Raw genomic sequence first — 14,454 nt, 5'->3', positions numbered from 1 at the left:
ATTATCCATACATCTTTTTGACATCTCGTATTCTGTGACGTCTAGCACGTTTTAAAAACAACCGATGAATGCTCTGTCTAACACCTAATTTAGACTCTTTCTCTCTACCAAAGATATCACTGTCAAGCTGTGTTTGAACAATTAACGGTATTGACATAAAACCCTGCTTAAGCTCGCCAGTAGCAAACCTCCAAACATAATCAATAGGATAGAATAAATGGTTACTCGATTGTAAAAATTCAAATGCAGCTTTTTTTGAAATTATATAGCCACTGCCTAGAGCTGGTGCTGGATCACACTCACATATTACCAGTTCATTAGATATTGGCTTTAGTTTGTATATTCTCCACTTGTTACGCCACTCTAACATCTTCCATTTATTTAAAAGTTTTGAGCATTGAGGGCGAGTATTAATACCTTGATTTATAAAACTGCGTGCTACTTGATTATCATATGAATACGGAGTCGTAGTTGAGAGATTGATAAAATCAAAAGACTGATAATTCTGTTCATCTCTAATAACATTAACCAATCTTTTATCAATAATTACATCATCTTCCATAATCAATGCATAATCTAGATCGTTGTCTAAAATATATTGCCAAATTCTACGATGTGATAGAGCACACCCAATCTCGCCATCAGTAATTGGACGCTTCATTAAACATAGAAACTTGTCATATTCAACAAAAGACTTTTCTTGTATGGTTAGATCTTTGCCAACAGAAGCGGGTAATCTCTGTGCGACTAAACCTAAATCAAACATCTGTTCTATTATATTATGTTGACGATCTACTCTACCATCCAAATTAATATAGAAAATATTTATCATACCTTTCCTTCAAAAGGAATAATACAATATCCTTTAGTTCTAGATTTAAGGTTATATTTCTGAAACCAATAGCTTGGCGATAGCTGTATGAATAAACGGCCCAATTCACGCTGAAACTTCCTTCTCCTTATTAAAGGATAAGTGTTTTTTCTCATTCGTTGTTTTCTTTCTTTTTCTAAATTACTTACTAACGTAGTTTCTTTGGAATGCAATAAATCATCTTGTATAGCAACAGCAGGAAAAACCTGATGGTTTGAAAAGTTCTTTAGCCAATCTTTAAATAAAAAATGATCAATAGGCTTATCAATACTGGTTAATGATAATTTATTCATCATAAGCACAGCGCACTCGTTAGAAATAACATATGCTGCTGTACCCATGTGCTCACTTAAAAGAGAACATATATACAAATCGTCGTCAATCACGACCTTCCTACCTAACTCAGTAGGAGTTTGCATTGTTTCAAGTTTAATCACATCGTATTGCTGAGTTAATATGTCTAACTTTGGTAAGATATCATTTATCCTTGCGCTTAGTACAACATCATCCTCAAAAATTACTAAGTATGGTAATTCTTTATCTATCATCATCTGCCATAAACTTACATGACTCATGAAACACCCTAATTCGCCAAGAGTTATCGAATCGGGAACGAAGTTTAAAGATAGATTTTTATAAGTTTGAAGTGCGTCATCTTTAGAAACAGCATCAAAAAAATTATACTCTAGACCTAACTGTTGAAACTGTTTTTCAATATGAGCTCTTCTATCAAGTTGATTTTTTAAACTAACGACATATACTTTCATTTTATGACAACACCTTAATAATACATTTTGCATAATAATTTCAAACTATATCAAACCCTTCTCTTGTTTTTAATAAACTGTAATCCTCCTCAATTATTACAATTTAGCTACTTTAAAGATGTATTATAGTTACAATTATTACATATATACTAAGTTTTGTCGTATACTATACACTATTTAAGGATACATATGTGGACAACTCAGAGAAAAATACTTTTCGCTAACCATCGCCTTGACTCCATTGGTGGCATTGAAACTCGTTTGATAGATGAGTTTAGCTACTTAAAAAAGAATGATTATAAAATATATGTTTTAGTGCCTAAACAGAAATTCAATCCTGAAATCGGTAGGTTGCTTCCGATAGATAAAACAATTACTCTAGGTTTGGGTGATACTTCTGTAGCTGTTGAATTCATTAACTTAGTAAATCAGATATCTTTTATAATTAAAGATGAAGATATTCACACCTTAAGCATTCATATGCTTGATGTATTTGCTTGTGCTGCAATAATGGCTGCTCAAATATGTAGAATACCTGTCATCTCCACAATTCATGGAATATTAGATATATACCGTACCCCTGTAGAACGAATACTAATCCAGCATCTTGCTAGTAAGAGCTTTTCTTTATCCATATCTGTATCTGAAACATTTAAAAGCATTACACCCTCAATTAGTTGTAAGAAAACTGTCATCCCTAACCTTATCAACTTAAATAAATATCAACACCAATTTTCTGATTGTAAGCCTGCATGGTTAATTATCAACCGTATTAGTCCAGAAAAATTTCCCTCTATACTAAGGTTTCTAGAAGCTGCTGAGCAATGTCATATAAATGAAGTAGATATTGCTGGAGGAGGTGAAAAAAGCAAATTGGAAAAACTTATAAAGTCTTTGAACTTAAAAGTAAAAGTTAATTTTTTAGGAGAAGTTAAAGATATAGCAAGACTTATACCACAATATTCTGGAGTCGCTGGAATGGGGCGTGTTGCTATAGAAGGCCTAGCTTGTAAGAAACCCGTATGCATTATATCTATAGATGGAAGGCTAATTGGGCTAGTGACTACAGAAAACTTCCAGTACTTAAAAAACTATAACTTTACAGGTAAAGGACTAACACCCATAGAAAATGAAAGGATATTAAGGCAGCTTGAAACTCACTCCTCTCAAGATACTGAGAATATATACTCTCTTCTAGAAAAAGAGCTATCTGTAGAGAATTGGAATAACTATATCGAGTTATATAACAATGTTACTTTTATCGATAATCAGGCAATAGAGTCTTTATATCATAAGTTATCTTATTTCTCTACTACTTTAACCATACCTTTCATTAATGATAGCTTCTTCCAGCACTTACTTTATGAAACACTCATTGAATATGACTTATATGATACTCAGAAAATGTGGAAGTACTATGAGACTAATCTTGGAATGACAAATAATTATCCTAGCCCCTACTCTAATAAAAGCCTGAAAAAAAGGTTTAAGTGGTGGAAGTGATTAAATAATATACTCGCCTAAATAAAGCTAAGACTCCAAATAACCTTAGCTTTATCACTTAGAGATATTAAGTTAACAATCAATCAATAAAACTTAACCAGTCCATATACTGCTCATTGCGACCATGTACCACGTCGAAGTATAGAGTTTGTAGTTTCTCAGTCAATGGGCCACGGCCACCATTACCGATAGTACGGTCATCGTATTCACGAATCGGCGTGACCTCAGCAGCCGTACCGGTCATAAAGATCTCGTCCGCTAAGTAAAACTCATCACGAGTGATACGGCGCTCAACGACTTTAATGCCTAAATCAGCAGCAAACTGAATGATGGTACGACGGGTGATACCGTCGAGCGCACCACCGCCCAAATCTGGTGTATGTAGTACGCCGTCTTTAACTAAGAATAAGTTCTCACCAGCGCCCTGACAGACATAGCCTTGTGGATCCATCAAAATGGCTTCGTCATAACCGTTACGGGTAACTTCTTGGTTGGCCATGATAGAGACGGGATAATTGCTCGAGGCTTTGGCCTTACACATGGTCACATTGGTCATGTGATGAGTAAATGATGAGGTTTTGACACGGATACCGTTTTTGATACCGTCTTCACCAAGGTACGCTCCCCAATGCCAGGCTGCAACCATCGCATTGATACTGTTATCACGTGAAGACAGGCCCAGCTTTTCTGCGCCGACCCAAATGAGTGGGCGAATATAAGCTTCTGCTAGTCCGTTTTGCTTGACGATGTCCTTGTGCGCTTGGTTCAACGTGGCCGCATCAAAAGGCACATCCATCTGGAAGATTTTGGCAGAGCCTAATAGGCGTTCAGTATGCTCTTTTAGACGGAATATAGCGGTACGATTGTCAGCGGTTTGGTACGCACGCACCCCTTCAAACACTGCCATGCCATAGTGTAGGCTGTGAGTCAGTACGTGTACACTGGCATCAGGCTGCTCAATGATCTCACCGTTCATCCAAAGCTTGCCTTCTTGTGTTGCCATATTCATGTCATTATCCTTATGTTAGTACGAGCGACTAACTTTTTTTGTTGAGTGTTGATTGGTTAACTGGGTGCTCTCAGTCAAAGCATAAGCTAAGATTGCTTGTATTTTGAAAGTGATTATATCACTGGCAGAGCCAACAAATGAAACATTTTAGTTGCTCTCGACACGTCTTTTATTCATAGTACTTTGCGCAAGGACTACGATTGTTTATTTCTTGCAGGCACGCCCATTAAACGCTGCCATTGTGATTGTACCAGGGCACGAGTCTCTAACCACAATGACTCGTCGACCAACAAGGACTGCTCAGCCAATGCTAATTGATGAGTAGCAGCACGAATACGCAGATAAGCATCGGTCAAATCTTGGCAAACCTGTGCCTCCCAAATCCCCAACAGCGCCACTTCTTCAAAGATACGTACGTTGTCACTCCACTTAGTCAGGCTTGGGTACTCGTGCGAATAGGCCAGTACTGCAAATTGTGCCAAAAACTCAATATCAATGATACCGCCTGCATCTTGTTTTAGATGAAACTTGCCTGCTTGTTGTTGCCATTGACTGGTGCCCAGATGCTTTTGCATCTTGATACGCATACTGGTGACTTCGGCACGCACCTGCTCAAGCGTACGTGGCAGAGCCAATACCTTTCGGCGTATGTCACAAAACCGTGCCGTAACCCGTCTATCTCCACATATCGCTCGTGCTCTTACCAAAGCTTGATGCTCCCAAGACCAGGCTTTTTCGCGTTGATAAGTCTCAAAAGCGTTGCTAGACACCACCATCATGCCAGCATTGCCTGAGGGCCGCAGGCGCATGTCAATTTCATAGGCGCGCCCGTCACGGGTCTGGGTATTGAGATAAGTCATGAGCTTTTGCGCCAGACGTGCTGCAAATTTCATACCACTTACAGAGGTTTCTCCTGTCGTCATACCCGCTTCTTTTATCTTGTGCAAAAACACCAAATCCAAATCAGAAGCGTAAGACAACTCAAGACCGCCAAGCTTACCATAACCGATAATAGCAAAGCCACAGTCTGCTTCAGTGACAGGGTCACCATTTTGGGCAATGGGATAGCCATAACGTTTGACAAGCGCTGCAAAAGCACGCTCAAGCGCTGCTTCTAATACCACGGCTGCGATATAGGTCAATGAGTCAGATACCTTCATAATGGGTCGCTCAGCCAGCACATCACTGGCAGCCACAGCCAATACTTGGTTCTTCTTAAATAATCTCAAAACGCTAAGCAGCCCTTCTTCGTCGTGTGGCTCGATTCGCATGAGCTGCTGACGTAAAATATCACGCAGCTCTGGCTTATCCGGCAGATGACGATAACGCTGCTGTAAAAAAGTATCGAGCAGTACCGGATAACGGGCTAACTCATTGGCAATCCATGGGCTAGCAGACAGCATCGGAATCAGCTCAACGGTCGCATTGGGGTTCTCTGCAATCATAACCAAGTAAATAGAGCGCCGACAAATCGCCTCAAGCAAGGTAATCAATCTTGGCAAAGCAATATTGGCAAGCTGCTGCTGTTCATGGTGAGCAAGTAACGCATGGACAATGACTGGATAAGCGTCATCTAAGCGGCTTCTGGCTTCGTCACTGAGGTTGGCCACCATCTTTGATTGCCAAAAGGCCTGTAACTGCTCTCGGTTAGTCTCTGTCAATACATTATCAAGCTGCACAACTTGTTCGTCTAAATCGGTAGGGTCAAGTGCAGTGTCTTCCTGCGCCGGCGTTTGTCGCTCGGTAACCATGCGCTCAAAGGGCACATTGACATTATGTCTATGTTTATTAAGCGTGGACAATAAATCTTGCCAGCTCTCAAAACCTAAGGTTATGGCTAAGTTATGCTGCCACTGCGCATCCTGTGGCAAACGCTGAGTCTGTTGGTCATTAATCGCCTGAATACCATGCTCAAGCCGGCGCAAAAAGCGATAAGCGGCTTGCAGCTCCTCATAAGTATCAGGCTCTAAGTATCTGAGTACACACAGAGCCTTCATCGCTTGCAAACAGGCCTTCACCTGCAGTTGTGGGTGACGACCGCCATATATCAACTGAAAAGCTTGCACGATAAACTCAATATCACGGATACCGCCGGCACCCAGCTTGATGTTGTCTAAATCCTCACGCTGTAGCACTTGGTTTTGAATCAATGACTTCATCTCACGCAGTGCAGAAAAGGCGCTATAATCGACATAATAACGAAAGACAAAAGGCTTGATCAGCGCTTGTAGCTCATCATAAAAGGTTGGTGTAATCTGTCCGACCACTCTTGCCTTAAGCCACGCAAAACGCTCCCATGCACGACCATGATTGGCAAAATACTTTTGCAGTGCCGACAGATGAATCGCCAAATCACTACCATCACCCCATGGACGCAGACGCATGTCCACTCGAAACACAAAACCATCGGCGGTACAGTTATCGAGCAGCTTGATGATACCTTGACCAAGGCGAGTCATAAAACGTTTATTGTCAATACTTCTGGTGCCTTGTGCCTTATCGCCATCTGTCTCGCCACGAGCACGGTGGACAAATATCAAATCTATATCACTGGATAAATTAAGCTCTTGTGCCCCAAGCTTACCCATGGCCATAATGGCCATATCATCGATGTGCTTGACGCCTTTATCATCGACAAAGGTGGGTTGACCATACTTAGCAACCAGATGTCGGTAGGTATAGTCTTTAGCAAACAAAATACAGCCATCAGCAAGCTCTGATAGCTCATCGGTCAACTGCTCAAGCGGAATAAGCCCTAGTGCATCCTGCCAAATCCAGCGCATCATCAGTAGCATACGTAAATTACGTAGGCCTCTCATGACCGTGGCTTCATCGCCGAGCTGATAGTTGTCATCTAAGGTGTAGTCTTGAATCAGGTCGTCTATCTGTTGGCGGGTCAGCGTTTGATCTAAAGGATAACTGCGCAAAAACATCTGACAAGAGGCCGTTCGGCTCTCCCATATTTGTGCTGCAAACTCGCTGGCAGTAAACAGGACTTGGATTTGTTCAGGTGTAACAGATGACATATTAATAACAGCTCCATACAACGTAGGGATATAAGACTACCTGAACTTAGGGCCTGTCATCAATCAAAACCTTTGGATTTTTATCCCCACAGTTGAGTTGATAACCAGCGCCAGCCATCCCAAACCTAAAAAACGAGGTCAAGGTTGTCAAGATTGCCAAACTTGCTGATATGAGAACTTAACTCTTAACGTACGATAGCATGGCGTAATCTGTTTAACATTACGACTATAAGCCATGGTTTTGATGTTAAGCATTGAAGCAGACTGCATAGCCCTCTACAATACCCCCTAGCTGACAACTGATATAAGCCTTATTTACCTAAAACCAATAAACGACCGATGCTATGACTGCTACTATGACGCCCCTATTGTTGATTACTGCTGACCCGAGTCAGCCGCTCGCCCATTTAGCGCTGCGTTATGCACGTGCTTATTTAGCAAATACGCTACCTGAAGCAGTGGCAGACAAGACAGGGTCGCCGCTATCAGACGCTGATAAACACATCGAAACTAACACCAGCCAAAGCACTACCCCATCCTTAAAGCTGTTTTTTTATGCCGATGCTGCTCAGATCGCCAATCGTTTACGCTGGCAGTCAGCGGATCAGATTGATTTGACCAAGGAGTGGCAATTACTGGCGCAGCAATATCAGCTGCCTTTGCCTGTTTGTGTCAGTACGGCACTCAGCCGAGGGGTTAGTGATGCAGATAATAGCGCACGCCATCAATTGGCTGGTGACAACCTAGCAGAGGGGTTTCAATTGGTTGGACTCAGCGAGCTTGCGCTCATGATGCAAGACAACTGTCGCCTGATTCAGTTTTAGCGACCAAACAAGCAACAATCAAGGTTAACATTATGAAACTACTCATTCAGCTACGCACGCCTACTGAGCTGGCAAGCTATGAAGGCTGCGCCCTCGCCCTGACCCTAGCGACGTTTGGTCATGAAGTACAGTTGTATTTAGATGCACCAGTCTTTGGTTTATTGATGCAGCCCAGCTCTCGTTTGTATGGCATGGTGCAGTCTCTTGAGCTTTATGATATGCCGCAAGCTTGGCTGCCTGACGATGTCTTTAGCGGTTGGCTGTCAGGCATGATACCGACTGAATTGGCGTCACAGTTTACCTTGATACCAGAGGATATTCGCTCTCAAGGCTTTGAACAGATCCTAACCTTTTAACCCGCTATGCTCTTTACGCTTAGTTTTGCTTTTTGCACTTGACTGGAATCTCATTATGGCAACGTTATACCAACTACACAGCCCGATGAACAAGCTGAAACCTAGTATCGATCAGCTAGCACTTACTTGGCAACAGGGTGATAGTGTTATTTTACTGGGCACCACCGTCTCCTTTGTAGACTGGTTAAATGCGTATGTAGGCGACAGCGAGATAGATAATATCGCTAACCTCTATGCACTGGTGGATGATGTGGCCAAGCTCGACGACCACACAACGACCAAACTCAATCTAGATACCAAACTGACAGCAGTATTGACCGATGCTGAGTGGGTCATGCTCACCCAAGACCCAAAGTTTACTAAAGTAGTGACCATCGCCCTATGAGTACATCTGCATTTGACATCGCCCTAGACCAAGATGGTCACCTTTGTGATCATACCATTTGGACGCCCACGATTGCCCAAAAACTGGCCGACACGCTCGACGTCCAGCTTACCGAAGAGCATTTGGCTATTTTGCAGCAAGTACGTGCGTTTTTTGATAAGTTCAATCACGCCCCTGCGACTCGCCCACTGATAAAATGGCTGCAAAAAACCTTGCCTGAGCACGATATCAGCAACCAAAAACTACAGCAGCTGTTTAATACAGGACTGGTCGCCAGACACGTCAACCGTCTTGCTGGATTGCCCAAACCGCCTAACTGTTTATAGTTAACTTCTTATATAGTCAGATCAGTATAAAAAAGATACAGCGAGACTGGGATGCTTTTTGTTCAAAATACAGGTTGCACGGCCTCTAGAGTGACGGAGTCGCACAGTAAGCAAGGAAAGTGTATACCCGTAGCACGTTATAATAGCTGTACTCTTTTTATTTAGGATTCACTATAGCACTATTTTGGGTCGTATACCGCAAGCGTCTCATAGCCAATACTACGTCCTGTATCACCATAAAACCCTTGTTGTCGCCATACTTCATACAGGCATACCGCCACACTGTTTGAGAGGTTTAAGCTGCGTGAATCGGGCAGCATGGGCAGTCTTAGCCAGTGCTCAGCACCGATATCTGCCCGTATATCATCGCTCAGCCCTGCGGTTTCAGAGCCAAACACCAGTGCCACACTTGGCGCGGTCTGTAATGTATCGTCGTCTATATTGGTATCTGCTTGCGCCACGAAGTCATAGTCGTAAAACGGCTGGCTAAGCTTGGTGGTCAAAGCCGTTATCACCTGACACCCTGATGCCTGTAATGCCTGCTTCGCTGCTGGCCAATCTGCGTGTATCTGCAGCTTGGCATATTCGTGATAATCCAAGCCTGCTCGGCGCAGCTTCTTATCATCAAGCTCAAACCCTAAAGGCTGAATCAAATGCAACTGGGCACCACTATTGGCACATAAACGGATGATGTTGCCGGTATTGCTGGGCATTTTTGGGGCGACTAACACGATATGAATGGTCATAAAACAGACTCATGAAATGGATGAGAAAATACCTTAAAAAACTTGCAAGTTATAAACCTCTCAAGGAGTGGCTTAAATTGGTTTGTCAATGCCACTTACGACATAACAGCGAAATAAAATAACATGATGACAAACGTAATTCAAAGTTACAGTTCGCTGTCAATACTTACATTTTGATACTGTGCATAGATTTCAACTTTCACTATGATAGCGGTAATGGATATTTAGGTAAGCTTTTGATAGTAGAGCAATACACTTTAGTATCATTAACTTAAAAGTATTCTATAAACCGCTCATGAGCGTTGAGCTTAGTGCTTAATATCATGGGTGTGACTTACAATAACCCATCCATCTTTGAGGATATTATTATGAAAAAAGTCATTATCGCATCTTTAACGGCTATGTTTGTTTTAACTGGTTGCAACACTTTTAAAGGTTTTGGCCAAGACGTCTCAAGTGCTGGCGACGCTGTCTCTGACGGTGCACAAAGCGCTCAAAACAAGATTCAATAGTTAATAATAAGACTTCTAAAGGCTCACCAATGGTGGGTCTTTTTTATTTATATCAGCCATAATAGCGATCAAAGCTTTGTTTGACACTCAGCTTCTAAAACTGAGCCATAAAGCTAAAACGGCTTGATCATACAGCCTTTATAAAAAGGGTTGTAATATCTGATTCAGATAACGGCGTCCTAGTGCCGTTGGTTTTAACCGCTCAGCGCTATCCATCAGCAGCCCTCTACTAACCAGCGCTTGCACTTGTGTTGTAATGTGCTCACGACTCAGCCCTGTGCGCTGCTCAAATAGCGTCCACGTCACACCCTCATGTATACGCAAGCCGTTAAGCATAAACTCGCTAACCAGCTCATCAGGCGCTATGTGCCGCCAACCGATCATTTTTGGTGCGTACTGGTAGCTCATATAATCCTTTGGTAAGCGAGACTTGCTAAAGCGATAAATGCCTATCACTGGGTCCTCGCTGTCTAGCCATACACCAGAATCAGCGGTGTTTGATGCATTTTTATTTAATATGCTTTTATCTAAGGTGACTTTGCCGTGTGCTCCAGCCCCTATCGCTAGATAGTCACCAAACTGCCAGTAGTTGATATTATGTCGACAGGGCACATCAGACCTGCCTGCCCATGCCGACACTTCATAATTATCATAGCCCAGACGCTGCAGCAGGTCCTGCCCTGCCAGCTCAATATCGGCTAAGCGATCCTCATCTGGTAATACAGGCTGATTGCGATAAAACACCGTATTGGGCTCAATCGTGAGCTGATACCAAGAGAGATGAGTGGCACCACTGTCATGGGCAGTCTGAATATCGTACAGCGCTTCGTCTAAGGTTTGCTGTGGCAGTCCATGCATCAAGTCTACATTGACCCGCTCAAAACCAGCCGCTCTTGCTGATTTGATGGCAGACATCGCCTGCTTAGGGTCATGAATACGCCCTAGCGTCTGCAGCTTATCAGCAGCGAAGCTTTGTACCCCTATCGATAACCGATTGATCCCTACCGCTAGATACTCAGAAAATGGAGCGTGCTCTAGCGTGCCTGGATTGGCCTCCATCGTCACTTCAACATCATCTGCAAAATCAAAGCAATGACGCAACCCCTTAAATAAGCGCTGATACTGCGCAATTGGCAGCAATGAAGGCGTGCCACCACCAATAAACACAGAGCCAATCTGCCGGCCTTGCATGAGTGCTCGCTGCATCTTGGCGTCTGCTAACAGAGCATCGACATAGTCTTCATACATTGATAATGGACTATCATTTGCCAGCTCATGCGAGTTAAAATCGCAGTAAGGGCATTTTTTTACGCACCAAGGGATATGAATATAAAGCGCTAACGGGATTTGGCTTACTTCTATAAGATCGGTGTGGATCACATCAGTCATACCATTAGAGATAGAGTCAGAGACAGGCATAGCTTAAACTTACCGGTAAAGGGCTGTTGTATATAGCAACTTTTATATAGCAAAATATCGTCAGTCAAAAATAAAGCGGTGAGACAGACTCAAGATGGCTATCAGCCGTATAGGATAACGGCTAAGTGTGCGATTGCAAAGTAATGATACACCCTATTTAAGATATATAGTCAGCTGAATGTAAAACTGTTATGGATTTAAACGCGCTACTGGTATAAATTTTACTTGCGTGCTGTGTACCTTCGATGCTGCGCAACCTATATTTTGAACAGAAAGCATCCCAGTAGCGCTATGACATTTGTAGAGTGTATCGACTATACACACTATTCAGATAATTACTTTAATCAGTTAGATAGTCACTTTAATGAGATAGGAGCCTTAATTAGATAGGCACTTCAAATAACCACCATATAATCAAGTGCTGTTAAATCTTATAACGACAATATTGAGGTATATGATATGGCGTATTGGTTGATGAAATCCAACCCAAAATTTTTTGGTATCGATGATTTGCAGCTCTTGGGCACAGACACCTGGGAAGGTGTGCGCAATTATCGTGCTCGTAATTTTATGCGTGACGATATGCAAGTTGGTGACAAGGTGGTTTTTTATCATTCAAGCGCCAAGCCCTCTGGCGTGGCTGGCATTATGACCATCAGCCGTGCAGGCTACCCTGACCCCACTCAATTTCATCCTGAGCACCGGCATTACGATCCGACAGCGACAGAAGAACAGCCTCGCTGGTATATGGTGGATGTGACCTTCGAGCTGGCGTTTACAGAGGTTTTGCCATTGTCAGCGCTCAAGTCTATCCCCACACTTGAAGACTCATTGCTGCTCAAAAAAGGCTGCCAACAATTAACCGTGATTCCGCTTGAGCCCAAACATTGGCAAGCCATTATGGCTATGGCAGACACACTTGATCTGTTATGAAGCCGCTGAAAAAACTCTATTTTACTCATCGACAAAATAAAAAGAAGTACTCGAAAGCGTTGACATCACCTGACAGCTTCTTTACCATCATGCTTGATTTTAACCTGTCCGTTCATACCTTGAATTGACGGGTTATTTTTGTTTTTATGCCTTTTATTTTAGGGCTTGTTATCTTCTACGGATTTTATCTCCTACTGCTGTACTAACTACAGTCTATAGTCAGTTCGACATAAAACCGACACGTCAATAATAAAAAGTTGCTCACTATGGCGTTGCCAATATCTTTCACCGATTTTAAAAGCTACAGTTTACGCTTGGGCGTACTAGCGCTACCCATTTTGATTACTCAGTTTTGCCAAGCAGCACTTGGTGTCGTTGATGCCATTATGGCAGGGCAAGTCTCAGCCCTCGATCTGGCAGCAGTGGCAGTAGGCTCAGGTATTTGGTTGCCGCTGTTTTTACTGGCCACTGGCATACTCATCGCCACCACTCCGTTAATTGGCGAAGCCATAGGCCAAAACAGACACAACCAAGTACCACATATCACCCAGCAGTCTATTTGGACTGCCGGCGTCATTGGGATTGCTGGCTTTATTATCGTCAATCTTATGCCCAATATACTTGGAATTATGGGGGTTCCGGATAATATCCGGCCCATCGCTTCGCAATATTTACACGGCGTCTCCTTTGGCTTCCCAGCAATGGCGGTCTACGCTGTGCTCCGCAGCTACTGTGAAGCGCTTGGGCGTCCAGAGCCTGTGACGGTAATCAGTGTCATCGGTTTGCTTGCCGATATTCCGCTAAACTATATTTTTATTCATGGCTTATTTGGCATGCCAGAGATGGGCGGCGCTGGATGCGGGGTCGCTACCGCTTGCGTCCTATGGATAAACGTCCTGCTCTTAGGCGCTTATACCACCCTAACCAAGCGTCAACAGTTTGCCAGTACCCGCTTTTTTTATAGCTTTACCAAACCTGACCGTCAGCAAATCACCAAGCTACTAAAGCTAGGCATCCCTATTGGCATCTCTATCTTTTTTGAGGCCAGCTTATTTAGCTTAGGAGCGTTGGTGATTAGCCCGCTAGGAGAGCTGGCCACAGCATCGCACCAAGTTGCGCTATCAGTGACGTCGCAGTTGTTTATGATCCCTATCTCAGTCGCCATGGCATTAACCATCATGATCTCTAATCGCTTTGGTGAAAAAAACCTGATGGCTTTACGCCAAGTACAAGTTACTGGGCTTATCTGGACAGTAATGATAGCTCTGGTTGCTATGCTTGGTATTTGGTTGTTTCGGCCACAGCTGGCGGCGGCTTTTACCGATAACTTAGACGTACGCGCCCAAGCCATGCATCTATTGATTTTTGCCCTTGGTTATCAGTTGTTTGACGGCTGGCAGGTCAACGTTGCTGGTATATTACGTGGTATGCAAGATACCACCATCCCGATGTGGGTGACGCTGTTTTGTTATTGGGTTGTCGCTTTGCCTCTAGGTATCTATTTAGTGCGTTTTACTGATGTCGGTGCACAAGGCTTTTGGATGGCATTGATTGCAGGGTTATTTTTGTCTTCAATACTCTTGACCTTGCGACTGCGCTATCAACAAAAGCGCTTACAAGCGATGTGGGGATAATATGGTCAATGCTAAGTAAAATAAAACCTATCCCTACACAGTAAAATCATGCAAAACGAGGACTCGTATCAATATGACTGGTTGTACCTGTATCGTCAGTATCACATTTGAACACGCAACAGGCTCTGTACTGACTTAACGGT

14 protein-coding genes are annotated in these 14,454 nt (G+C 43.0%); 8 read left to right on the top strand and 6 right to left on the bottom strand.

Features of this window, described 5'->3' with window-relative positions; all coding sequences use genetic code 11:
* Nucleotide 1 precedes the first annotated feature (1 nt).
* Together J3492_RS07685 and J3492_RS07680 are read right to left on the bottom strand one after the other, a co-directional pair.
* Nucleotides 2–832 (bottom strand): glycosyltransferase family 25 protein, encoded by an 831-nt coding sequence (locus J3492_RS07685; RefSeq protein ID WP_207991225.1) that lies wholly within the window; start codon nt 830–832, stop codon nt 2–4.
* Nucleotides 829–1,638 carry a glycosyltransferase family 25 protein gene (locus J3492_RS07680; RefSeq protein ID WP_207991224.1) on the bottom strand — a complete coding sequence of 270 codons (810 nt, stop codon included), beginning with the start codon at nt 1,636–1,638 and terminating at the stop codon, nt 829–831. The genes J3492_RS07685 and J3492_RS07680 overlap by 4 nt, the downstream gene beginning before the upstream one ends.
* 189 nt (nt 1,639–1,827) lie before the next feature.
* On the opposite strand from J3492_RS07680, the gene J3492_RS07675 reads away from it, so the two are divergent.
* Nucleotides 1,828–3,141: a glycosyltransferase gene (locus tag J3492_RS07675; protein WP_207991223.1), complete on the top strand. Its 1,314-nt coding sequence runs from the start codon at nt 1,828–1,830 to the stop codon at nt 3,139–3,141.
* 79 nt (nt 3,142–3,220) lie between these two features.
* Here the strand turns inward: J3492_RS07675 and J3492_RS07670 are convergent, their stop codons facing one another.
* On the bottom strand, nt 3,221–4,150 hold the full coding sequence (locus tag J3492_RS07670) for a branched-chain amino acid transaminase (RefSeq protein ID WP_207991222.1): 930 nt from the start codon (nt 4,148–4,150) through the stop codon (nt 3,221–3,223).
* Between the two features lie 194 nt (nt 4,151–4,344).
* Nucleotides 4,345–7,176, bottom strand: a complete 2,832-nt coding sequence (gene glnE, locus J3492_RS07665; protein ID WP_207991221.1) for a bifunctional [glutamate--ammonia ligase]-adenylyl-L-tyrosine phosphorylase/[glutamate--ammonia-ligase] adenylyltransferase — start codon at nt 7,174–7,176, stop codon at nt 4,345–4,347.
* A gap of 344 nt (nt 7,177–7,520) precedes the next feature.
* On the opposite strand from glnE, the gene tusD reads away from it, so the two are divergent.
* The 4 genes from tusD to J3492_RS07645 are packed head-to-tail and all read left to right on the top strand — an operon-like array spanning nt 7,521 to nt 9,067.
* Complete coding sequence (tusD, locus tag J3492_RS07660) at nt 7,521–8,000, top strand: sulfurtransferase complex subunit TusD (RefSeq protein ID WP_207991220.1); 480 nt, start codon at nt 7,521–7,523, stop codon at nt 7,998–8,000.
* A gap of 32 nt (nt 8,001–8,032) precedes the next feature.
* Complete coding sequence (locus J3492_RS07655) at nt 8,033–8,356, top strand: hypothetical protein (RefSeq protein WP_207991219.1); 324 nt, start codon at nt 8,033–8,035, stop codon at nt 8,354–8,356.
* 55 nt (nt 8,357–8,411) lie between these two features.
* Complete coding sequence (locus J3492_RS07650) at nt 8,412–8,741, top strand: hypothetical protein (protein ID WP_207991218.1); 330 nt, start codon at nt 8,412–8,414, stop codon at nt 8,739–8,741.
* Nucleotides 8,738–9,067, top strand: a complete 330-nt coding sequence (locus J3492_RS07645; RefSeq protein WP_207991217.1) for a TusE/DsrC/DsvC family sulfur relay protein — start codon at nt 8,738–8,740, stop codon at nt 9,065–9,067. Before J3492_RS07650 ends, J3492_RS07645 begins: the two co-directional genes overlap by 4 nt.
* Nucleotides 9,068–9,246: 179 nt before the next feature.
* Here J3492_RS07645 and J3492_RS07640 read toward each other — a convergent pair whose 3' ends face one another.
* On the bottom strand, nt 9,247–9,813 hold the full coding sequence (locus J3492_RS07640) for a tRNA (cytidine(34)-2'-O)-methyltransferase (RefSeq protein WP_207991216.1): 567 nt from the start codon (nt 9,811–9,813) through the stop codon (nt 9,247–9,249).
* 368 nt (nt 9,814–10,181) lie between these two features.
* Here J3492_RS07640 and J3492_RS07635 point away from each other — a divergent pair, with 368 nt between their 5' ends.
* Entirely contained in the window at nt 10,182–10,325 is a 144-nt protein-coding gene (locus tag J3492_RS07635; protein ID WP_207991215.1) for an entericidin A/B family lipoprotein, read from the top strand.
* Between the two features lie 138 nt (nt 10,326–10,463).
* Here J3492_RS07635 and hemW read toward each other — a convergent pair whose 3' ends face one another.
* Nucleotides 10,464–11,744 carry a radical SAM family heme chaperone HemW gene (gene hemW, locus J3492_RS07630; RefSeq protein ID WP_243453162.1) on the bottom strand — a complete coding sequence of 427 codons (1,281 nt, stop codon included), beginning with the start codon at nt 11,742–11,744 and terminating at the stop codon, nt 10,464–10,466.
* Nucleotides 11,745–12,203: 459 nt separating this feature from the next.
* Between hemW and J3492_RS07625 the strand changes: the two genes are divergently transcribed.
* Together J3492_RS07625 and J3492_RS07620 are read left to right on the top strand one after the other, a co-directional pair.
* Nucleotides 12,204–12,677, top strand: a complete 474-nt coding sequence (locus J3492_RS07625) for an EVE domain-containing protein (protein ID WP_207991214.1) — start codon at nt 12,204–12,206, stop codon at nt 12,675–12,677.
* A gap of 266 nt (nt 12,678–12,943) precedes the next feature.
* Nucleotides 12,944–14,311, top strand: coding sequence for an MATE family efflux transporter (locus J3492_RS07620; RefSeq protein ID WP_207991213.1), 1,368 nt, complete (start codon nt 12,944–12,946; stop codon nt 14,309–14,311).
* Nucleotides 14,312–14,454: the final 143 nt, after the last annotated feature.

Source organism: Psychrobacter coccoides (genome assembly GCF_017498085.1).
Taxonomy (GTDB): domain Bacteria; phylum Pseudomonadota; class Gammaproteobacteria; order Pseudomonadales; family Moraxellaceae; genus Psychrobacter; species Psychrobacter coccoides.
Note: the sequence above shows the minus strand (reverse complement) of the source record. Positions and strands in the feature narration are given on the sequence as shown.